We start from the raw sequence: 19,568 nt of genomic DNA on the forward strand, positions 1-19,568 counted from the left end.
CTGTGAAGACTTTTATGTTTATAACGATTTAAACAGCCGTAGATGTTTTTCCTCAAAACCTTTATCAAAAATGGGGTTTGAATGAATTGTTGTTCAAATGTTGTAGGGGGAATGAATTTTTTACATCTATGTAGGAACTGGTCTTACAGATAATTCACTCATACAAGTGCGGAGAAGAGACAAAACACTGAATGGTCTGTAGGAATTAAGGATGTAAGTGAATATGTTAAATGGAACTAAAGCAGACGCCTCATTCTGGCCGTTTCCCCCTGCGGCGGGCGAGAGACAAGGGGCATTTCCTGAGAGTCATGTGCGGCACGTTTACCCAGCCCCCTATAAGCCACGGATATTTCACTCAAAGTATGTAGGCCCCCGGAAAGTTCTGAAAGGATCCATAAAACCTGATCCCTCCGAGAGGGCGTTTTTTTGTAGGGCAATTCCTTTATCGCTGTGGGGTGGGTCTCTGCTTGCTGTTGCTTGGGGGGTAACGCTATGCCAACTAGGAAACGACTAGGCTATTGTGCTTGCTCTAAATAATTCGAACAGCGAAATTGGACTTTCTCATGAATAAAGTGCTGATCGTGGATGATCATCCCGTCATTCGTCTTGCTGTGCGTATGCTAATGGAACGTCATGGTTATGAGGTCGTTGCCGAGACCGATAACGGTGTCGATGCGTTGCAACTTGCGCGGGAGCATATGCCGGACATAGTGATACTGGACATCGGTATTCCAAAACTTGACGGCCTGGAAGTTATTTGCCGGTTGTCTTCCACCAAGCAGGCTGTGCCATTCAAGGTGCTGGTCCTCACATCTCAGGCCCCTGGTCACTTTTCCATGCGTTGCATGCAGGCGGGAGCGGCAGGCTACGTTTGCAAGCAACAGGACCTGACCGAGTTGCTGAGTGCTATCAAGGCGGTCCTGTCGGGCTACAGCTATTTTCCGAACCAGGCGCTCAACTCGGTACGCTCCACCATGGGCAATGCCAGCGAGGCCGATATGGTCGAGCGCCTCTCCGGGCGAGAAATGATGGTATTGCAGCAGTTGGCGCGGGGCAGGACCAACAAGGAGATTGCCGACGGCATGTTTCTCAGCAACAAGACCGTCAGTACCTACAAGACGCGTTTGCTGCTTAAGCTCAATGCGCGTTCGCTGGTGGACCTGATCGAGCTGGCCCAGCGTAACGGCCTGGTATAGAGGAGGGCATAGCACAGCGTATTGCCCGGGGCACCGGCAGAAAAAAGCCTCCGCGAAGGAGGCTTCCGGTTGTCGATCGCTCGATCAGAGGTCGAAGTCGTAATCGGCCAGCTGTTTTTGCAAGCGTCGTTCTTCCAGAAGATTATCGATAGTGCGGCGTTTGCTTAAATTGGTCTTGGCCACCTCTGCCACAGGCGCCTCTGCCCCATCGTCGTCCGACTCAACGAGGTCGTCTTCCACTTCCAGTTGCTCTTTGCCAGTGCTCATAAGGTTCACTCCGGGCTAAGACTGCCGTTGGCGCTCCTTATAACGATAATCCATGATCCGGTAAAAAAGATTTTTTCAATCGATTGATCGAGAAAATCAATGATCTGTCAATCGTCGGACGTCTTGTCCTTGTATTCGCACAGGTCTTCGATGCGACAGCTGCCGCAGCGCGGCTTGCGGGCCTGACAAACGTAGCGGCCATGAAGGATCAGCCAGTGATGGGAATCCAGCAGATAGGGCTTGGGCACAAACTTCATCAGCTGCTTTTCCACCTCCACCACGTTCTTGCCACGGGCGATGCCGGTTCGATTGCTGACCCGGAAGATATGGGTGTCCACCGCCATGGTCAGTTGCCGGAACGCGGTGTTGAGCACCACGTTGGCGGTTTTTCGCCCGACGCCTGGCAGGGCTTCCAAAGCTTCGCGGGTTTGCGGCACTTCACTGCCGTGCAGTTCCACCAGCAGGCGGCAAGTCTCGATGACGTTCTTGGCCTTGCTGTTGTACAGGCCAATGGTCTTGATGTATTCCGACAGCCCATCCACACCCAATGCATGGATTGCTTCGGGAGTATTCGCCACAGGGTACAGCTTGGCTGTGGCCTTGTTCACGCCGACGTCCGTGGATTGCGCCGACAGGATCACCGCAATCAGCAACTCGAACGGCGTGGTGTAGGCCAGTTCGGTCTTGGGTTCTGGATTGTCTTCGTGGAGCCTGCGGAAAATTTCCAGGCGTTTTGCGGCGTTCATGGGGTGGGGTTTCCCTGGCAGTCGATCGGCGGGATTGTAGCAATACAGGTTTTGCGGGTCAGGTGTTGCCGTGGGCATCCACTTGGCGCTGCGCCTCGTCTAAGTTGTGTTGCGCCTCGGCCAGTTGTTGCGGGCTGGCGTTTAAGTCATGGGCTTTCTTCAATTCCACGCGGCGCATTGCCAGCTGGATTTTCGCGCGCTTCAGGTCGGCAGTATTCGAAGTCGTACCTACTGCCTTCGGTGCGGTGCCCAGTTCCAGCGCGGTCAGCGCTTGCTCTGCCGCTTCGAACTGCTGCTGCAGGACGATCAACTGCGACTGTTGATCAAAGGTTGGTGGGTGGCCGAAGGCCTTCAAGGATTTATGCAGTTGTGCGCGACTCATGGCGACCGTGATTTTGGCTTTCTTGATCGCTGCGTCCTGTGCTGTACCGACTGGCACAGGTAAATCCGGTACTGAGCGTTTGGCCCGAGCCAGGCGTTCAGCGAGCTTCTGCGCTTCTTCCCGTTGCAGTCGTGCGTTGCGTTGTTCATAACGGCGTCTTGCCCGGTCGCGCTTGAGAGCTCGTCCTTGCCGTTGCTGATCGTTGGTGGCCAGGCCACCCACAATCGGTAATACGGTGGCGGTCGGACGCATTTCAATGCAGTCAACGGGGCAGGGCGCGACGCAGAGGTCGCAACCGGTGCACTCATCGACGATGACCGTGTGCATCAGCTTGGCTGCGCCGACAATGGCATCCACCGGGCAGGCCTGGATGCACTTGGTGCAACCAATGCACTCGGCCTCGCGGATATAGGCGATCTGGGGCGGAGCTTCCCCTCGGCTGATATCCAGTTCCAGCACCGGCACGCGCAACAATTGCGCAAGACCCGCAATGGTTTCCTGTCCCCCGGGCGGGCACTTGTTGATCGCTTCGCCTTGAGCAATACCCTCAGCATAAGGTTTGCAGCCTGGATGCCCGCATTTGCCGCATTGGGTCTGCGGCAGCAGCGCGTCGATACGTTGAATGAGGTTCATGGGATGATCATGGACATGCCGGTTAAGCAAACTGGGCTGGGGTGGTTGCGCTTTCTTGTGGTGAGCGGGCTTGCCCCGCGCTGGGGCACGAAGCGGCCCCATCATTGCCACCACGGTTTTTACAGATAGAACCGGGTGCCTGGTTTTAGGGCCGCTTCGCAGCCCCGCGCGGGGCAAGCCCGCTCACCACAAACACAAACTTTGCAGGCTACTTGATCCGTTGGCCCGGCTTCGCACCACTGTCAGGACTGAGCAGGTAGATCTCTTCCCCACCCGGGCCGGCCGCCATCACCATGCCCTCGGACATGCCGAACTTCATTTTCCGAGGCTTGAGGTTGGCGATCATCATGGTCAGGCGACCATCCAGCTTGGATGGGTCCGGATAAGCGCTCTTGATGCCGGAGAACACGTTGCGTTGCTCGCCACCGAGGTCCAGGGTTAGGCGCAGTAGCTTGTCGGCACCCTCCACGGCTTCGGCCTTGACGATCAGCGCGACACGCAGGTCTACGGCAGCGAAAGCATCAAAGTCGATTTCCGCAGAAATCGGATCTTTGGCCAACTCACCATTGCCCGCGGGCGCAGCCGAACCGGTATCGGTCTGGCTGGCGACCAAGTCTTCTTTCGAAGCGTCGGTCATCGCCTGGACTTTGACCGGGTCGATACGGGTCATCAGCGGCTTGAACTCGTTCAACTGATGGTTGCTGAGCAGCGTGGTGTGATCGTTCCAGGTCAGCGGCGCCACGTTGAGGAACGCCTCGGCGTCGGCGGCCAACAACGGCAGCACCGGCTTGAGGAATATCACCAGTTGGCGGAACAGATTGACACCCGTGGCGCAGATCGCCTGTACTTCCGCCTGCTTGCCTTCCTGTTTGTTCAGCGACCACGGTGCCTTGTCGGCGATCCAGGCGTTGGCACGGTCGGCCAGGCCCATGATCTCGCGCATGGCACGGGCAAAGTCGCGGGCTTCATAGGCATCGGCGATGCTTGGCGCAGCGGCCAGGAAGGCGTCGGTCAGTTCCGGAGCGGCGTTCTCGGCCACCAGCAGGCCAGCGTTGCCCTTGTGGATAAACCCGGCACAACGGCTGGCAATGTTGACAACCTTGCCGACCAAGTCCGAGTTGACCTTCTGTACGAAGTCTTCCAGGTTCAGGTCCAGGTCATCGACGCCACGGCCCAGTTTGGAGGCGTAGTAGTAGCGCAGGTATTCCGGCGACAGGTGGTCCAGGTAGGTGCGCGCCTTGATAAAGGTGCCACGGGACTTGGACATCTTCTGGCCGTTGACCGTCAGGTAGCCGTGCACCGCGATGGCGGTCGGCTTGCGATAGCCCGAACCTTCAAGCATTGCCGGCCAGAACAGCGCGTGGAAGTTGACGATGTCCTTGCCGATGAAGTGGTACAGCTCAGCAGTGGAATCCTTGTTCCAGAACGCGTCGAAGTCCAGCCCCGGCGTGCGGTCGCACAGGTTCTTGAAGCTGGCCATGTAGCCGATCGGCGCGTCCAGCCACACGTAGAAGTACTTGCCCGGCTCGCCCGGGATTTCGAAGCCGAAGTACGGCGCATCGCGGGAGATGTCCCACTGCTGCAGGCCGCTGTCGAGCCATTCGGAGAGTTTGTTGGCCACGGCGTCCTGCAAGGTGCCGCTTCGGGTCCAGGTTTGCAGCATCTGCTGGAAATCCGGGAGCTTGAAGAAGAAATGCTGGGAGTCCTTGAGCACCGGGGTGGCGCCAGAGATTGCCGACTTAGGGTTCTTCAGCTCGGTGGGCGCGTAGGTCGCACCGCATTTCTCGCAGTTGTCGCCGTATTGGTCTTCAGTGCCGCATTTCGGGCAGGTGCCCTTGATGAAGCGGTCGGCCAGGAACATTTTCTTTTCCGGGTCGAAATACTGGGTCACCGAACGCTGGTCGATATGCCCGGCTTCCTTCAAGCGCAGGTAGATCTGGCTCGACAGCTCGCGGTTTTCTTCGGAGTGGGTCGAGTGGAAGTTGTCGAAATCCACCAGGAACTCGGCAAAGTCGGCGCTGTGTTCAGCCTGCACGTTGGCGATCAGTTGTTCCGGGGTGATCCCTTCCTTTTCGGCGCGCAACATGATGGCCGAACCGTGGGCGTCGTCCGCGCAGACATAAATGCATTGGTTGCCACGATGCTTCTGAAAGCGCACCCACATATCGGTCTGGATGTACTCAAGCATATGGCCAAGATGGATGGAACCATTGGCATAGGGCAGGGCGCTGGTGACGAGGATCTTGCGTGGCTCGGACATGGGGCTCGGCTACTTGATGAAACGGAGGTCGGCCACTATAAAGCGCCGGGAAATATATTTCACCCCGTGGCGCTGTTTCAGAATCTTCCGAACCTGCGAAAGCATGCCGTAACGCCGCTGGAACGGTTAGGATAGCCGCCTGTTTCAGTCAGTCTTTTTCGGGAGTAGCCCATGAGCGCCGTCAATCGCGCAGCGGTGGAAGCCGTGCTTCGCCAGTACACCGACCCTTATTTGAACCAGGACCCGGTCAGTGCCGGCTGTGTGCGTGCCATCGACGTCCAGGGCGACCAAGTGTCGGTCCAGTTGGAACTGGGTTATGCCGCCGGTCTGTTCAAGAGCGGTTGGGCGCAGATGCTGCAGATGGCCATCGAGGGCTTGGACGGCGTGCGTTCGGCCAAGGTCGACATCCAGTGTGTGATCGCCGCGCACAAGGCCCAGGCCCAAATCCCTGGGCTGGCCAACGTCAAGAACGTGGTGGCTGTGGCCTCCGGCAAGGGCGGCGTGGGCAAATCCACCACGGCGGCCAACCTGGCCCTGGCCCTGGCCCGCGAAGGCGCACGCGTGGGCATCCTTGATGCGGATATCTACGGCCCGAGCCAAGGCGTGATGTTTGGCATCGCCGAGGGTACACGGCCTAAGGTCAAGGATCAGAAGTGGTTCGTGCCGATCGAGTCCCTGGGCGTGGAAGTGATGTCGATGGCCTTCCTTACCGATGACAACACGCCGATGGTCTGGCGCGGGCCGATGGTCTCCGGCGCCTTGCTGCAACTGGTCACCCAGACCGCCTGGGGCGACCTGGACTACCTGGTGATCGACATGCCTCCAGGCACCGGTGATATCCAGCTGACCCTGGCGCAGAAAGTCCCGGTGGCTGGCTCGGTGATCGTCACCACGCCCCAGGACCTGGCATTGCTCGACGCGAGAAAAGGCGTGGAAATGTTCCGCAAGGTCAATATCCCGGTGCTGGGCGTGGTGGAGAACATGGCCGTGCACATCTGTTCCAACTGCGGCCACGCCGAGCATCTGTTCGGTGAAGGCGGTGGCGAGAAGCTGGCCACCCAGTACGGGGTGGAACTGCTGGCTTCGTTGCCACTGTCGATGGTGATTCGTGAACAGGCGGACGGTGGCAAGCCGACTGTTGCGGCGGACCCTGATGGCCAGATAGCCATGGTGTATCAGGAGCTGGCCCGCCATGTGGGCGCGCGTATCGTGCTGCAGGAAGCCGCTGCGCCGGCGATGCCGACCATCACCGTCAGCGACGACTGAGGGCATTGAAGGGAAAAAGCCTCGACGGTGTCGGGGCTTTTTCATGGCTGGACGGTGGTCAAGGCGGGTTTATTTCTCATTTACGCAATTGGTCGTGTAAGCATTTGCTTACTTTTTCGTAAGCGTTTGGTTTTTTTGCCTGCCAAGTACGTCCCAGATCGTCGATAGTTTTTTCTATCCTGTTGAAAAATAACAATTAATTATTCTCTGCTGAGCATGAAAGCCTGTCCGTCGCAGCAATGGATCCCGTTGAACTTCCTTTGGAACTCTCTAACATCAGCCCTGTGTCCACGGATTGACACAGCCATCAAGGAACGATGGTTTAGGGAACGTCGCAGGATGCGATTCATCAGGATGATGAAAAGGAATACAGGGACTAGGGAAAAAATGTGGGCGGGTCATACCGCCCCTTTTTTTTGCCTGTAGGAAAGTGAAACCTGCTTTCCAGAAACGCAAAAAGGCCCGCAAGGGGCCTTTTGGGAGGCGACGCTATCAGCGCTCGAGGTCTGCAATCTTACCTTTTTTGCCATCCCACTCCGCTGCATCCGGCATCGGGTCTTTGCGTTCAGTGATATTCGGCCAGATTTCCGCCAACTCGACGTTCAACTGAATGAATTCCTGCATCTCTGCCGGGACTTCGTCCTCGGAGAAAATAGCGACGGCCGGGCATTCAGGTTCACACAGGGCGCAATCAATGCACTCGTCCGGGTGGATGACCAGGAAGTTCGGGCCTTCGTAGAAGCAGTCCACCGGACATACTTCCACGCAGTCGGTGTACTTGCACTTGATGCAGTTGTCGGTAACGACGAAGGTCATTTCTAATTCTCTCCTCAGGCGGCGGCGGCGAAACCCTTTGTGGCAGGGCTCGCGAGGTTCGGGAGCGATAGTCTGCAGGCCAGGCTAATAGCCTGCAGCATCCCAAACCGCGCGAGAGTCTACCAGCTTGCTGGCCTTAGCGTTATATCCGAGTCTTCAGTGCATATAACATTTCGAGCGCTTTTCGCGGCGTCAAGTCATCCAGGTCAAGCTTTGCCAACTCATCCAGCACCGGGTGGGGCAGGCTAGCGAACATGTCGCTCTGATGTGGCGCAGCCGGTTTGCTGGAGGCTTTGGCAGGGCTGGCTACCACGGTTTCATGGGGCAGCGCCGTGGTTTCCAGGCGGCTGAGGTGTTCGCGGGCGCGGGTGATTACGTCATTCGGCACGCCCGCCAGTTGGGCCACGGCCAGGCCGTAACTCTGGCTGGCTGGCCCCGGCAGCACGTGGTGCAGGAACACGATGCGCTCGTTGTGCTCAGTAGCGTTCAGGTGCACGTTGGCCACCAGTGGTTCGCTTTCCGGCAGCACGGTCAGCTCGAAATAGTGCGTGGCAAACAGCGTGTAGGCACGCAGATGCGCCAGGCGTTCGGCTGCCGCCCAGGCCAGGGACAGGCCGTCGAAGGTGCTGGTGCCGCGGCCCACTTCGTCCATCAGCACCAGGCTGCGTTCGGTGGCGTTATGCAGGATGTTGGCGGTTTCGCTCATCTCCACCATAAAGGTCGAACGGCCACCGGCCAGGTCGTCGCTGGAGCCGATCCGGGTGAAAATGCGGTCCACCAGGGAAAGCTCGCAACTGGCCGCCGGCACAAAGCTGCCGATATGCGCCAACAGCACGATCAATGCCGTCTGGCGCATGTAGGTGGATTTACCGCCCATGTTCGGACCGGTGATCACCAGCATGCGGGTATCGTCGTCCAGCGACAGGTCGTTGGCGACGAACGGCGTGGTCAGCACCTGCTCTACGACCGGGTGGCGACCTTGCACGATGCGCATGCATGGCTCGCTGACAAAGCGCGGGCAGTTCAGATCAAGGTTCAGCGCGCGCTCGGCCAGGTTGCTCAGCACATCCAGCTCGGCCAGGGCGGCGGCGGTATCCTGCAGCGGTGCCAACTGGCTGATCAGGTCTTCCAGCAGGTTCTCATAGAGCATCTTTTCCCGCGCCAGGGCACGGCTCTTGGCCGACAGTGCCTTGTCTTCGAACTCTTTCAGCTCTGGGGTGATAAACCGCTCGGCGCCTTTCAGTGTCTGGCGACGTTGATAGTCGATCGGCGCCGACTCGGCCTGCTTGCTCGGCAGTTCGATGAAATAGCCGTGCACGCGGTTGTAGCCGACTTTCAGGTTGGCCAGGCCGGTACGGGCTTTTTCGCGGGCTTCCAGGTCAATCAGGAATTGGCCGGCGTTTTCGCTCAGGGCTTGCAGCTCGTCCAGCTCGCTGTCGTAACCGGTCTTCAGAACGCCGCCGTCACGGATGATTGCTGGCGGGTTGTCGATGATGGCTTTTTCCAGCAACGCCGCCAGTTCCGGGTAAGTACCGGCGGTGACCGCGAGCTGTTGCAGGTGCGGCGTGTCCAGTTCGGTCATCGCCGCTTGCAATTGTGGCAAGGCACCGAGGGCATCACGCAGGCGCGCCAAGTCACGCGGACGCGCGTTACGCAGGCCGATCCGTGCCAGGATGCGCTCGATATCGCCGATTTCCTTCAGCTGTGGCTGCAGCTTTTCAAAGCGATAGCCGTCCAGCAGGCACGTAATAGAAGTCTGACGCGCCTGCAGCACACTCAAGTCGCGTAGCGGACGATTCAACCAACGCGTCAGCAAGCGGCTGCCCATGGCGGTCTGGCAACGGTCGACCACTGATTGCAGAGTGTTGTCACGCCCGCCGGCCAGGTTGGTGTCCAGCTCCAGGTTGCGACGGCTCGCACCATCGAGTACCACGGTGTCGTCCAGACGCTCATGACGCAGGCTGCGCAAATGCGGCAGGGCGGTGCGCTGGGTTTCCTTGGCATAGCCCAGCAAGCAACCGGCGGCGCCGATGGCCAGGGTCAGGTTTTCGCAACCGAAGCCTTTAAGGTCTTGTACTGAGAACTGCTGGCACAGACTTTTCAGCGCCGAGTCACGCTCGAAATCCCACGGCGCACGGCGCTTGGCCCCACGGCGTTTTTCCGCCGGCAGATCCTTCGGCCAATCGTCCGGGATCAACAGCTCAACCGGGTTGATGCGCTCCAGCTCTGCCAGCAAGTTCTCCCAGCCCTTGATCTCCAGCACGCTGAAGTTGCCGCTGGTGATATCCAGCACCGACAGGCCAAACAGACGCTCATCACCCAACACCGCCGCAATCAGGTTATCGCGACGCTCATCCAGCAGCGCCTCATCACTCACCGTCCCCGGCGTAATAATGCGCACCACCTGACGTTCCACCGGCCCCTTGCTGGTGGCCGGGTCGCCGATCTGCTCACAGATCACCACCGACTCGCCCAGCTTCACCAGCTTGACCAAGTAACCTTCCAACGAATGGTAAGGAATCCCACACATCGGAATCGACTGCCCCGCCGACTGCCCACGCGCCGTCAGGGTGATATCCAGCAGCTTGGCGGCCTTCTTCGCGTCTTCGTAGAAGATCTCGTAGAAGTCGCCCATGCGGTAGAACATCAACTGATCAGGGTGCTGGTTCTTGAGGCGCCAGTACTGCTGCATCATTGGGGTGTGGGAGGACAGGTCTGAAGTGGTTTTACTCATTGGGTAGTAGGCAAATTCGTTGAAAGGAGTGGAGCAAAGGTGGGGCATTCCGCCCTGCGATTTTGCGATGGGCGCAAGGTTAACACGCGAGGTCTGCGGTTCGCAGTCCACATCACCACACTTAAAAGGGCCCAAGAAATGCATCGTTTATGCATAAATAATGCAAATTAGCATTTGCCAACCCCGAAATCTCCCGTCACTATCTGCGTTATGCAAAAACGCAACGTTTCTATCGTCTTACGCGAACTGCTGGACCGCGACCGGATCTCCCCCACGGAGCTTCACCGGCGTACCGGCGTGCCTCAATCCACGCTGTCCCGGATCCTCAGCGGCAAGATCGTTGATCCGTCGGACAAGCACATTTCCCGCATCGCCGAGTACTTCCGCGTGAGCACCGACCAACTGCGCGGGCGCGTGGCGGTGGGCGTTTCGCGGGAGGACGGGCGCGACCCGATGCATTCGGAACTCAAGGATATAAGCCTGTGGGACGATGACACCCCCGTTAATGATGACGAGGTGTCGATCCCCTTTCTGCGTGAGGTTGAATTGGCTGCTGGATCAGGAAGATTCGTCATCGAGGAAAGCGAGAAAGCCAGCCTGCGGTTCGGTAAGCGCAGCCTGCGGCATAACGGTGTGCAGTTCGACCAGGCCAAGTGCGTGACGGTACGCGGCAACAGCATGTTGCCGGTGCTGCGCGACGGCGCGACGGTCGGGGTGAATGCGGGCAAGAGTGGCATTGGTGACATCGTCGATGGTGACTTGTATGCCATCAACCACAACGGCCAGCTGCGGGTGAAACAGCTCTACCGCCTGCCTTCCGGGATTCGCCTGCGCAGTTTCAATCGCGATGAGCACCCGGATGAGGACTACAGCTTCCAGGATATCCAGGATGAGCAAATCAGTATCCTGGGTCATGTGTTCTGGTGGGGTATGTACGCCCGTTAACCTTCTTCTGTAAGACAAAGCCCGCCAACGAGCGGGCTTTTTTTCGCCTGGAAAAAACCACCAAACCCGCTGTCCACAAGGACGCAAATGCATTGGTGCATTTGCATGCTGAAAATAAATGCATTTGTGCATTGACTGTATATGCATACATGCATATTCTTCATCTCAAGCCAGCCAACAAGGTCTGGTGGAGGCGGCAAGGATGCTGCCAGTCAACACAAGGAAGTCACGCAGCACCGGCAAGGACGCCATCCGAGCGATGGCAAGGACGCCAGCAACACCGGCAAGGACGCCGACGCTCTTTAGTTTCACCGCTTAACAAACAGGCAGCGATGAACCGGCCTTAACGGTTCAGAGGGTTGGCAACTGACCCGGGTGTGCAGCGTAAAGCACCAGAAGCAGTTATCCGGCAGACAGGGATCGTGGTCGGAAAAACATCGAGGAAAGATCCGTACCGCGCCAGTCGCGCCGAAAGATCGAGTTTGGACCGCATTACTGAAAAGCCTGGGCAACCGGGCTTTTTGGAATGCCTACCTACACATGGATTTACCCAAGAGCCGGCCCCGTGCCGGTAGTGCTCAGCCAGGAGGCGTGACATGACAAACGAGCAGCAAGCGTTAGCGGAAATGCCTATCTGGCTGGTAATCGTACTGGCGCTGATCGGCGGTGTATCCGGCGAAATGTGGCGCGCCGATAAGGAGGGCGCCCGTGGTTGGTCGCTGATCCGGCGCCTGGCCCTGCGGTCCGGGGCGTGCATGGTCTGCGGGGTATCGGCATTGATGCTGTGCTACGCCGCCGGCATGTCGATCTGGACCGCTGGCGCCATTGGTTGCCTGACCGCCATGGCCGGTGCGGACGTGGCCATCGGCCTTTATGAACGCTGGGCGGCCAAGCGCATCGGGGTCAACGAGGCCCCTACCTCTCGCCCGGATCAGCAGTAATCGCTGCAAGGATGCAAGCAGATGACACTTCTCGAAAAACCTTCCCAGCTACCTGCGGCGATTGGGGACGCGCTAAAGAGCGCTTTCCCACAGCTGCACGTAGGCAATCACCAAGACTTTCCCGGAACAGGTGATAAAGCCGGCATTTTGATCAGCGTGGAGCGCAACGGTCCGGGCGTGCGCTCCCTTGCAGGGCGCAAGGCGCATGCCTTGTCGGTTTCACTCAAGGCCATGGTTGCTATCGGGTCGGCACCTTTTGATGCCTGCGACTTGGCCAGCCAATTGATGGATCTGACCCTGGATAACCGCTGGGGCCTCCCGCCTGATCAGTGCGACCTGCCTGCCGCCATTGTCGCAGCCCCTTCCGCGCCCACCAGTGCAGAAACGGACTACGACACCTGGACGGTTTCCTTCACCCAAAACCTCTACCTCGGACCATTACTGCTCGAAGATCCTACAGGCAAGCCTTTATTTGCCCGCACCTGGGAAGTCTCCGATATCAACGATCCGGATCAATATCGCCCCTTGCAGGAGTAATCCATGTTCGATGCATTGCTACGTATGCAACTGGGGCCGATTGTCGAGCGCCTGGCAGAAATGGAGGCTCAGTTGGAGGACCTGTATCGGCGCGCCGAAAGCTTCTGTCGGATTGGTGTATGCCAGGAAGTCGACGCCGCGAGTAACACCTGCAAGGTCAGTCACGGCGACTTGCTCAGCCCGGCGATCCGGTTTTTCAACCCGAGCGCTGGGGCACAAACGGAAACACGCATTCCCTCTGTCGGCGAACACTGTCTGCTGCTCAATTATGGCGGCGGGGAAGGGGGGACACAGTCCGTAGCCTTATTCGGCCTCAACAGTAGTCTCTTTCCGCCTGTTTCTAGTGTTGCATCGCTGACACGGCGTCGCCATCAGGACGGCACCCAAAGCGACTACGACGACGCCAGCCACACCTTCAACTGGGTCAACGGTCCCACCACGTTCAGCGGCTCCCGCGAGCAGGTCGACCTCAAAGTCGGTGCCGCCAGCCTGACCCTGAACGCCAAGAGCATCACCCTGCAACTCGGCGCCACCGGCGTGTTGCTGGATGCCGCCGGCGTGCATTTGAGCGGCCCGGTGGTGGATCACCAGGGTCGCGTGATCAGCAGCGCATAAGGATTTGCCATGATCGGAATCGATAGGAACACCGGGGCAGCCGTCGATGACTGGCTGCAATTCGTGCAGCGCGCCACCCGAGCGCTGACCACCCCCGTCGGCACTCGGCAGAAACGCCCGTTGTACGGTTCGTTGATCCCACAACTGCTCGGCCAGAACCTGGGCGATGACCTGTTGATCCTCGCCCAAAGCCATGCCGCCCAGGCGTTTTACAACACGCAAAACGGCATCGCCGACTTCCAACCCCAGGTCATCGTCGCCACCCGGCAGGGCGCCGGGTTGTTGCTGCGTTTTGCCGGCACCTGGAAAAACCGCCAACAAACCTTCGAGGTCGTGACATGAGCATGTTGATCCCAGGCCAGAACCAACTGGCGGAACCGGCCATCATCACGGTCGATGAGTTTGAGCCTCTGCTGGCTGAGTTCAAGGCCTTCGTCGTCGATTACGTCGCCACCCGCGCGCCGCAAAGCGCCGCCAAACTCAAGGTCAGCCTCGACAATGAGAGCGAACTGCTGACCCTGGCCCTGGAAGCGTTTTGCGTGCGTCTGCAAACCCATGAGCGCAAGTACAACGCCCGCATCAAGCAGATGCTGGCGTGGTGGGCCGCCGGCAGCAACCTGGACGCACGCCTGGCCGACATGGGTCTGGAGCGTCAAGTGCTCGATCCCGGCGACCCGGCGGCGTTCCCCCCCGTGCCGCCGATTCTAGAAAGCGACGACGACGCGCGTCTGCGTTATTACCTGGCCCCCCACGCCCCGGCAGCGGGTTCGCGCATGCAGTATCGCCGTGAGGTGTTCACCCTCGGCGAGCGGCCATCGGTCAATGTGCAAAGCGCCACCCCCGGTGTGGTGACCGTCAGCTACACCTTTGACCCGGACGGCTACGCAGCCCAGGTCAAGGACGGCAACGGCCGGCGTACCGCCCCAGGCGAGGTGATGGTCACCGTGCTTTCCAGGGAGGGCGATGGCACGGCCTCCGCCGATTTGCTTGACGGCGTGCGGCGACATTTCGCACGGCCGGATGTACGACCGGAGACTGATCTGGTCAGCGTCCAAAGCGCGCAGATTCAGCGCTACAAGATTCGCGTGGTAGCCAAGATCAACTCGGGTCCAGATTCAGGACTGACCCAAGTCGCAGCGCAAAAACTGCTGCAAACCTACGCCGACTCCTGCCATCGCCTGGAAGGCCGTGTCGACCCCAGCTGGATCGACTACGCCATCCACAGCGCCGGCGCTGCGCAACTGCAGATCCTCGAACCGCTGGAGCCGATCATCAGCACGGCCTTCCAGGCTCCGTATTGCGCGGGTGTCGAGGTGGAGGTGCGTACGTTATGAGTGCGCCTAAAGCGAGCCTGTTGCCGGCTAACAGCTCACCGCTGGAAAAAGCTCTGGACCTCGGGTTTGGCAAGCTGCTGGACCGAGTAAGTCCGCCGTTTTCGGCCTTAATGAATCCGCTGCAAACGCCCACCGCGTTTCTTCCATATCTGGCCGCCGACCGTGGCGTCAGTGAATGGGATGCTGACGCCAGTGAGGCAGAAAAACGCCTGACCGTGGCGTTGTCCTGGCAGATACAGCGCCAGGCCGGGACACCGAAGGCGCTGAGTCATGCGGTGGAGTCATTGGGTTTCACCCCCAACATTAGCGCCTGGTATCAGCAACGGCCCTTGGGCGTGCCTTACACCTTTGACGTGCAGGCGATCATCGGGCGCAGTTGGTCCAGCGGTGACCACAACCGGCTGATCCGCCGCATCAATGCCGCGCAAAGTGAACGGGACCTGGCAACGATTACCATCGTTCTCGAGACCCAAGGGCACCTTGCATTCACTCAAGTCGCACATGCTTCGTTGAGTGATGCTGAGTTGTCTCTAACCAGCGCACTACCAGAGTTGGCGTTGGCTACTCGGCTTAACAGTGTCGGGACTACCTGTCACTACACCATTAACGACTACGACCTCAGGGCGCAGCCATGACAGATGACATTACGCGCCTGGTGCGCTTCACCTCCAAGGGTTTGGATGAAGTGCTGCAGGCGAAGAACCAAGGCTTGAAAGGCGAAATCACCCACATCGGCGCCGGTACCGGCCGCTACCACCCTGACGGCTCGGAAATAGCCTTGCGCGATGAGCGCCAACGGGTCGCCATTGTGGATTACGAGGACCTGGGCAATCGTCAGCTCAGGATGGCTGCGCTGTTCGATGGCGAGGGTGAGTATGAAATTGGCGAGTTCGGTTTTTATCTCGCCAGTGGGACCTTGCTGGCAGTGTATTCCGTGGCTGGCAAGTTGCTGACGTATAAAGCGGCGGCGGCGCGGGTGCTGCAAAAGTTCACGCTGGATATTGCGCCGTTGCCGGCGGACAGCGTGACGATTGTGGTGGGTGACGAGAATTTGAATATCCTTATCGCTGAAGAATTGGCCGCAGTGGCGACTGCCAATATAGATAATATGGCTCGTCATCTCGGTGTTTTATTTCGCGTCATAACACTTGAGTTCAAATAGTTTTACAGGCTTGTTTAGTGATGGAGTGACGTGGTCGTGGTTCTCTGTATTGATTGAATAGTCTAAAAACGAGTTTAAGGAGTAAGTGCTTTGAGTACGGAAACGCAAATCGCTAGTTTGGTTCAGGCCTCTAACAACCTGACCAACACTGTAAATGGAAAAATCGGCGCAATCGATGCGCGCATGGATCAGGCGCGCGCAGAGTTTGATCAGTTTCGAGCGCTCAAGGATGTAGTTGGTGAGGCAGGCCAGCCTGGAACATTGCTGATGAGCGTCTTTCAGGGACTTATCTGGGGAACCGGAGCACCTTACAACGTAGGGGCAACGGGTGGGATGGTTGCTACTGACCTGGGTTCGTCGATGAATGTATACGCTCACTTCAAATTGCCTTTTTCTATTAATACGGATGATCAGATGTTTTGGCTGAATATTCGTGGCTATAGCTATGGCAGCTCTTTGGTGATGGACGAGACGTTCGCCGGCTATGTCTATGCACCGCAGCGAGCCGTCATTAATCAATCGTGCTTTGGTAAGTTCGATCCAAGCATTTATGCAGATTCGGCGGGTAATGCTGTTTGCCGGATCAAGATTCCCAATGTGTATGTGACGTCGCTGAGGATTGATACGATGCAGATTGGTCGCTATCGGTCGATTAAGCTTGGGGACATTCAATCAAAACTTTCTCTTTCGCCAACGGTGGTTTTTTAAATGAGTGAGATGTCTATGGACGTTGTTCCGTCCCTTGTTCTTAATAAGGAAGGTTTGGAGTTTTTGCAGTGGTCGTCTATTCGTGTTCGCCGCGATCAGCTGTTGCGTGAGTCCGATCATACTCAAGTTCAGGACAGCCCATTGAATGAGGGGCAGCGTGCTCAAGCTGCGGCATACCGCAAATTGTTGCGAGATGTCCCGCAAGATGTTGGAGACCCTTTCACCGTTGTATGGCCAGAAAAGCCGGGGTTCCTCAAATAATCGATATGCCGCGAAAGCGGTTTTTTTTCGCCTTCCCAAAGCCCCTCCCGCAGGGGCTTTGGCGTTTTCCACCCGGAGATTTCCCCTCATGCAAAACCGCCAAACCTACACCGTCCTAATCCCATTCCCCACCGGGGGCGGCCATTGGTCCACCGTCGGCGAGGAACTAAATCTGCTGGACGTCGAAGCATCCGCCCTGCGCACCGCCGGCCGCCTGGAACTGACCAGCGTCCTCAACTCCACCCCAAAGAAGGCTGACTAACCATGGCTGAGGTTTTGAACTTCGAGCACAACGGCATCACCGTGAATGCCACCGAATCGCCCGAGGCCATGGGTGGCCTGGGCGACAACGTGATCGGCCTGGTCGGCACAGCGCCGAACGCCCATGTGTCGATCCCGAAGAATGCGCCGTTTCGCATCAACAGTTTCACCACCCAGGCGCTGCTGGACCCGACCGGCACTGAGTCGGGCACGTTGTTCCATGCCGTGTACCAGATCCTCAAAGTGGTGAAGGTGCCGGTCTATGTGGTGATCGTGGAGGAGGGTGCCACCCCGGCGGACACGCTCAATAACGTGATCGGCGGCGACGAGCCGGTGACCGGTCGCAAGCTGGGCCTGGCCGCACTGGCCAGCGTACCGGAAGACCTGACCATCATTGGCGCCCCCGGCTTCACCGGCACCAAGGCCGTGGCCGGTGAGTTCGCCTCGTTCGGCAAACGCATCAAAGCCCGCGTGGTGTTGGATGGCAAAGACGTAAGCGTCGCTGACCAAGTGACCTACAGCGGTGAACTGGGCGGTGCCGACCTCGGCTTCGACCGTTGCCTGCTGGTGCACAACATGCCGTCGGTGTACTCCAAGGCGGCGAAGAAAAACGTATTCCTCGCGCCGTCGTCCCTGGCCATCGCGGCACTGGCCAAGGTCAAGCAATGGGAGAGTCCAGGCAACCAGGTGACGTTCGCCGAGGACGTTTCCCGCGTCGTCGAGTACAACATCCTCGACACCTCCACCGAAGGCGACCTGCTCAACCGCTACGGCGTGAGCTACTACGCCCGCACCATTCTCGGCGGCTTCTCGCTGCTGGGTAACCGTTCCATCACCGGCAAGTTCATCAGCTACGTCGGCCTCGAAGACGCGATCAGCCGCAAGCTGGTCAAGGCCGGCCAGAAAGCCATGGCCAAGAACCTCACCAAGTCCTTCATGGACCAGGAGGTCAAGCGCATCAACGACTGGCTGCAAACCCTGGTCGCCGACGAAACCATCCCCGGCGGCAGCGTGTACCTGCACCCGGAATTGAACAGTGTCGAGAAGTACAAGAACGGCACTTGGTTCATCGTCATCGACTACGGCCGCTACGCGCCGAACGAACACATGATTTATCAACTCAATGCCCGCGATGAAATCATCGAGCAGTTCCTGGAGGACGTTCTCTAATGTTTACCAACCGAGTCAGACAGGCCATTGCGGCCACCCTTCAAGGTTTGCCGTTGTCCGCGACGGTTGAGGAATTCACCCCGCCAAAGATCGAATTCGACATGGAACCCATGACAGGCGGGCGTTTCATTGCCGAGGAAATGGCCAAGAGCGGCAAGGTACTCGGCGCCAAGTTGATCCTGCAAGGTGCGGGCCCGGAAATCATGCTGGCGTTGGGCGTGCGCCTGGGTGACGACATTCTGCTCAACGTGCGCGAGGCTGGTCAGGACCAGGACGGCAAGACCTACTTCACCTACCACACCGTGGGCGGCAAGCTCAAATCCCTGGAAGAAGCGAAGCTGAAAATGGGCGATAAACCCACCACCACCCTGGAACTCTCCTGCCGCACCTACAACCGCCTGGAAAACGGCATTCCGGTGATCGACATCGACGTGCGCACCCAGAAATTCGTGCTCAACGGCGTCGACATCCTCGGCGACGCCCGCCGCGCCGTGCTGATGCCTTAAAGCCCACACGCGCCCTGTAGGAGCTGGCTTGCCAGCGATCGCATCACCTCGGTTCACCCGACAAACCCAGTCGCCTGCATCGCCGGCAGCCGGCTCCTACACGTCTCCCTTTCATTTCAAGGAATTGCCCCATGGCCTGGATGCCACCGCTGCACCGCCTGCTCTCGCCGATCACCGCCGATACCGGCGCGACGATTGAGCAGGTTCAACTCAAGCCGCTGTACTACGCCGCGCAAAAAGATGCGCTGGCCCGGGCCGGTGAGGACGAGGACGACCAGTTCTTCGAACTGGCGAAACTCGCCACCGGTCTGTCGGAAAAAGAGCTCGACCAACTCAAGCGCCCGGACTACGTGACCATCGCCCAATATGTACATGAGATGTCGACACGTCCTGCGTCGTTCTTCCTCGATAAACAAGCGGAATCGACTCACGAACAGCCCATCCAACTGCTGCAGCCTCTCGACGCTGCCGGCCGTATCTTCGCCGAGTTGTCCCTGGAAATGCCCGCCCTGCGCGCCACCAAGGTGATGAAAAAGCTCGCCACCAACAAAGAGCGCGCCGAGTTCATCACCGCTCATTGCAGCGGCTTGATGATCCCCGATCTTGCCCATCTCACCGTACCTGACTGGACCGAACTGCAGGAGCGCATCGACGATTTTTTAAATCAACCGGCGGACTTCTTTCGCAACGCGACATCGACGTGATCCTCGATGTGGTGCCGCTGGTTTACTCGGTCAATGAGGCGGAGATCCTGGATTGGGATGCCGCAAAAGCATTGCGCCGCTACGACATTGCGATCACTCGCCTTGGCGTTAAACAGGAGTAAGC

23 protein-coding genes are annotated in these 19,568 nt (G+C 58.4%); 17 read left to right on the forward strand and 6 right to left on the reverse strand.

What is annotated here, in order from left to right; translation table 11 throughout:
• Positions 1-563 precede the first annotated feature (563 nt).
• Complete coding sequence (locus ACP7C6_RS24395) at positions 564-1,196, forward strand: response regulator transcription factor (RefSeq protein ID WP_028619065.1); 633 nt, start codon at positions 564-566, stop codon at positions 1,194-1,196.
• 84 nt (positions 1,197-1,280) lie between these two features.
• On the opposite strand, the gene ACP7C6_RS24400 is transcribed toward ACP7C6_RS24395, so the two are convergent.
• The 4 genes from ACP7C6_RS24400 to metG form a co-directional block, all read right to left on the reverse strand.
• Positions 1,281-1,463 (reverse strand): PA3496 family putative envelope integrity protein, encoded by a 183-nt coding sequence (locus ACP7C6_RS24400; protein ID WP_028619066.1) that lies wholly within the window; start codon positions 1,461-1,463, stop codon positions 1,281-1,283.
• 107 nt (positions 1,464-1,570) lie between these two features.
• Entirely contained in the window at positions 1,571-2,209 is a 639-nt protein-coding gene (gene nth, locus ACP7C6_RS24405; RefSeq protein WP_028619067.1) for an endonuclease III, read from the reverse strand.
• A gap of 58 nt (positions 2,210-2,267) precedes the next feature.
• Positions 2,268-3,224: an electron transport complex subunit RsxB gene (gene rsxB / locus ACP7C6_RS24410; RefSeq protein WP_028619068.1), complete on the reverse strand. Its 957-nt coding sequence runs from the start codon at positions 3,222-3,224 to the stop codon at positions 2,268-2,270.
• A gap of 208 nt (positions 3,225-3,432) precedes the next feature.
• Positions 3,433-5,484, reverse strand: a complete 2,052-nt coding sequence (gene metG, locus ACP7C6_RS24415) for a methionine--tRNA ligase (protein WP_028619069.1) — start codon at positions 5,482-5,484, stop codon at positions 3,433-3,435.
• A 171-nt stretch (positions 5,485-5,655) separates the two neighbouring features.
• Between metG and apbC the strand changes: the two genes are divergently transcribed.
• Positions 5,656-6,750, forward strand: a complete 1,095-nt coding sequence (apbC, locus tag ACP7C6_RS24420) for an iron-sulfur cluster carrier protein ApbC (protein WP_028619070.1) — start codon at positions 5,656-5,658, stop codon at positions 6,748-6,750.
• A 492-nt stretch (positions 6,751-7,242) separates the two neighbouring features.
• Here apbC and fdxA read toward each other — a convergent pair whose 3' ends face one another.
• Positions 7,243-7,566, reverse strand: a complete 324-nt coding sequence (gene fdxA / locus ACP7C6_RS24425) for a ferredoxin FdxA (RefSeq protein ID WP_003208688.1) — start codon at positions 7,564-7,566, stop codon at positions 7,243-7,245.
• A gap of 142 nt (positions 7,567-7,708) precedes the next feature.
• On the reverse strand, positions 7,709-10,300 hold the full coding sequence (gene mutS, locus ACP7C6_RS24430; RefSeq protein WP_028619071.1) for a DNA mismatch repair protein MutS: 2,592 nt from the start codon (positions 10,298-10,300) through the stop codon (positions 7,709-7,711).
• 210 nt (positions 10,301-10,510) lie between these two features.
• On the opposite strand from mutS, the gene ACP7C6_RS24435 reads away from it, so the two are divergent.
• From ACP7C6_RS24435 to ACP7C6_RS24505, 15 genes are all read left to right on the forward strand, one after another.
• Positions 10,511-11,245 (forward strand): LexA family transcriptional regulator, encoded by a 735-nt coding sequence (locus ACP7C6_RS24435; protein ID WP_016977944.1) that lies wholly within the window; start codon positions 10,511-10,513, stop codon positions 11,243-11,245.
• A 596-nt stretch (positions 11,246-11,841) separates the two neighbouring features.
• Positions 11,842-12,186, forward strand: coding sequence for a phage holin family protein (locus ACP7C6_RS24440; RefSeq protein ID WP_028619072.1), 345 nt, complete (start codon positions 11,842-11,844; stop codon positions 12,184-12,186).
• Between the two features lie 21 nt (positions 12,187-12,207).
• The gene (locus ACP7C6_RS24445; protein WP_028619073.1) at positions 12,208-12,723 is read left to right on the forward strand and encodes a hypothetical protein; all 516 of its coding nucleotides are present in this window, start codon (positions 12,208-12,210) and stop codon (positions 12,721-12,723) included.
• 3 nt (positions 12,724-12,726) lie between these two features.
• Positions 12,727-13,338, forward strand: a complete 612-nt coding sequence (locus tag ACP7C6_RS24450; protein WP_028619074.1) for a phage baseplate assembly protein V — start codon at positions 12,727-12,729, stop codon at positions 13,336-13,338.
• Positions 13,339-13,347: 9 nt separating this feature from the next.
• Positions 13,348-13,680, forward strand: a complete 333-nt coding sequence (locus ACP7C6_RS24455) for a phage baseplate protein (RefSeq protein WP_028619075.1) — start codon at positions 13,348-13,350, stop codon at positions 13,678-13,680.
• Complete coding sequence (locus tag ACP7C6_RS24460) at positions 13,677-14,672, forward strand: baseplate J/gp47 family protein (protein ID WP_305383800.1); 996 nt, start codon at positions 13,677-13,679, stop codon at positions 14,670-14,672. Before ACP7C6_RS24455 ends, ACP7C6_RS24460 begins: the two co-directional genes overlap by 4 nt.
• Positions 14,669-15,307, forward strand: coding sequence for a phage tail protein I (locus tag ACP7C6_RS24465; RefSeq protein WP_323989259.1), 639 nt, complete (start codon positions 14,669-14,671; stop codon positions 15,305-15,307). The genes ACP7C6_RS24460 and ACP7C6_RS24465 overlap by 4 nt, the downstream gene beginning before the upstream one ends.
• Complete coding sequence (locus ACP7C6_RS24470) at positions 15,304-15,834, forward strand: hypothetical protein (protein WP_028619078.1); 531 nt, start codon at positions 15,304-15,306, stop codon at positions 15,832-15,834. The genes ACP7C6_RS24465 and ACP7C6_RS24470 overlap by 4 nt, the downstream gene beginning before the upstream one ends.
• A 90-nt stretch (positions 15,835-15,924) precedes the next feature.
• Entirely contained in the window at positions 15,925-16,542 is a 618-nt protein-coding gene (locus tag ACP7C6_RS24475; protein ID WP_028619079.1) for a hypothetical protein, read from the forward strand.
• Positions 16,543-16,803 carry a tail fiber assembly protein gene (locus tag ACP7C6_RS24480; RefSeq protein ID WP_084651070.1) on the forward strand — a complete coding sequence of 87 codons (261 nt, stop codon included), beginning with the start codon at positions 16,543-16,545 and terminating at the stop codon, positions 16,801-16,803. It abuts the gene before it with no gap.
• Positions 16,804-16,891: 88 nt separating this feature from the next.
• Positions 16,892-17,065: a hypothetical protein gene (locus tag ACP7C6_RS24485; protein WP_311894811.1), complete on the forward strand. Its 174-nt coding sequence runs from the start codon at positions 16,892-16,894 to the stop codon at positions 17,063-17,065.
• A 2-nt stretch (positions 17,066-17,067) separates the two neighbouring features.
• Entirely contained in the window at positions 17,068-18,234 is a 1,167-nt protein-coding gene (locus ACP7C6_RS24490) for a tail protein (protein ID WP_028619081.1), read from the forward strand.
• The gene (locus ACP7C6_RS24495) at positions 18,234-18,740 is read left to right on the forward strand and encodes a phage major tail tube protein (protein ID WP_028619082.1); all 507 of its coding nucleotides are present in this window, start codon (positions 18,234-18,236) and stop codon (positions 18,738-18,740) included. The genes ACP7C6_RS24490 and ACP7C6_RS24495 overlap by 1 nt, the downstream gene beginning before the upstream one ends.
• A gap of 131 nt (positions 18,741-18,871) precedes the next feature.
• Positions 18,872-19,444, forward strand: coding sequence for a phage tail assembly protein (locus tag ACP7C6_RS24500; protein ID WP_028619083.1), 573 nt, complete (start codon positions 18,872-18,874; stop codon positions 19,442-19,444).
• Complete coding sequence (locus tag ACP7C6_RS24505; RefSeq protein WP_010212704.1) at positions 19,441-19,566, forward strand: hypothetical protein; 126 nt, start codon at positions 19,441-19,443, stop codon at positions 19,564-19,566. The genes ACP7C6_RS24500 and ACP7C6_RS24505 overlap by 4 nt, the downstream gene beginning before the upstream one ends.
• Positions 19,567-19,568 lie beyond the last annotated feature (2 nt).

The organism is Pseudomonas sp. TWR1-1-4 (genome assembly GCF_049897165.1).
Taxonomy (GTDB): Bacteria; Pseudomonadota; Gammaproteobacteria; order Pseudomonadales; family Pseudomonadaceae; genus Aquipseudomonas; species Aquipseudomonas canadensis.

Excerpts from the sequence above, each read along its gene's own strand:
- ACP7C6_RS24395 (WP_028619065.1), top strand. The coding sequence starts at position 564 with ATGAATAAAGTGCTGATCGTGGATGATCATCCCGTCATTCGTCTTGCT.
- ACP7C6_RS24400 (WP_028619066.1), bottom strand. The coding sequence starts at position 1,463 with ATGAGCACTGGCAAAGAGCAACTGGAAGTGGAAGACGACCTCGTTGAG.
- nth (WP_028619067.1), bottom strand. The coding sequence starts at position 2,209 with ATGAACGCCGCAAAACGCCTGGAAATTTTCCGCAGGCTCCACGAAGAC.
- rsxB (WP_028619068.1), bottom strand. The coding sequence starts at position 3,224 with ATGAACCTCATTCAACGTATCGACGCGCTGCTGCCGCAGACCCAATGC.
- metG (WP_028619069.1), bottom strand. The coding sequence starts at position 5,484 with ATGTCCGAGCCACGCAAGATCCTCGTCACCAGCGCCCTGCCCTATGCC.
- apbC (WP_028619070.1), top strand. The coding sequence starts at position 5,656 with ATGAGCGCCGTCAATCGCGCAGCGGTGGAAGCCGTGCTTCGCCAGTAC.
- fdxA (WP_003208688.1), bottom strand. The coding sequence starts at position 7,566 with ATGACCTTCGTCGTTACCGACAACTGCATCAAGTGCAAGTACACCGAC.
- mutS (WP_028619071.1), bottom strand. The coding sequence starts at position 10,300 with ATGAGTAAAACCACTTCAGACCTGTCCTCCCACACCCCAATGATGCAG.
- ACP7C6_RS24435 (WP_016977944.1), top strand. The coding sequence starts at position 10,511 with ATGCAAAAACGCAACGTTTCTATCGTCTTACGCGAACTGCTGGACCGC.
- ACP7C6_RS24440 (WP_028619072.1), top strand. The coding sequence starts at position 11,842 with ATGACAAACGAGCAGCAAGCGTTAGCGGAAATGCCTATCTGGCTGGTA.
- ACP7C6_RS24445 (WP_028619073.1), top strand. The coding sequence starts at position 12,208 with ATGACACTTCTCGAAAAACCTTCCCAGCTACCTGCGGCGATTGGGGAC.
- ACP7C6_RS24450 (WP_028619074.1), top strand. The coding sequence starts at position 12,727 with ATGTTCGATGCATTGCTACGTATGCAACTGGGGCCGATTGTCGAGCGC.
- ACP7C6_RS24455 (WP_028619075.1), top strand. The coding sequence starts at position 13,348 with ATGATCGGAATCGATAGGAACACCGGGGCAGCCGTCGATGACTGGCTG.
- ACP7C6_RS24460 (WP_305383800.1), top strand. The coding sequence starts at position 13,677 with ATGAGCATGTTGATCCCAGGCCAGAACCAACTGGCGGAACCGGCCATC.
- ACP7C6_RS24465 (WP_323989259.1), top strand. The coding sequence starts at position 14,669 with ATGAGTGCGCCTAAAGCGAGCCTGTTGCCGGCTAACAGCTCACCGCTG.
- ACP7C6_RS24470 (WP_028619078.1), top strand. The coding sequence starts at position 15,304 with ATGACAGATGACATTACGCGCCTGGTGCGCTTCACCTCCAAGGGTTTG.
- ACP7C6_RS24480 (WP_084651070.1), top strand. The coding sequence starts at position 16,543 with ATGAGTGAGATGTCTATGGACGTTGTTCCGTCCCTTGTTCTTAATAAG.
- ACP7C6_RS24485 (WP_311894811.1), top strand. The coding sequence starts at position 16,892 with ATGCAAAACCGCCAAACCTACACCGTCCTAATCCCATTCCCCACCGGG.
- ACP7C6_RS24490 (WP_028619081.1), top strand. The coding sequence starts at position 17,068 with ATGGCTGAGGTTTTGAACTTCGAGCACAACGGCATCACCGTGAATGCC.
- ACP7C6_RS24495 (WP_028619082.1), top strand. The coding sequence starts at position 18,234 with ATGTTTACCAACCGAGTCAGACAGGCCATTGCGGCCACCCTTCAAGGT.
- ACP7C6_RS24500 (WP_028619083.1), top strand. The coding sequence starts at position 18,872 with ATGGCCTGGATGCCACCGCTGCACCGCCTGCTCTCGCCGATCACCGCC.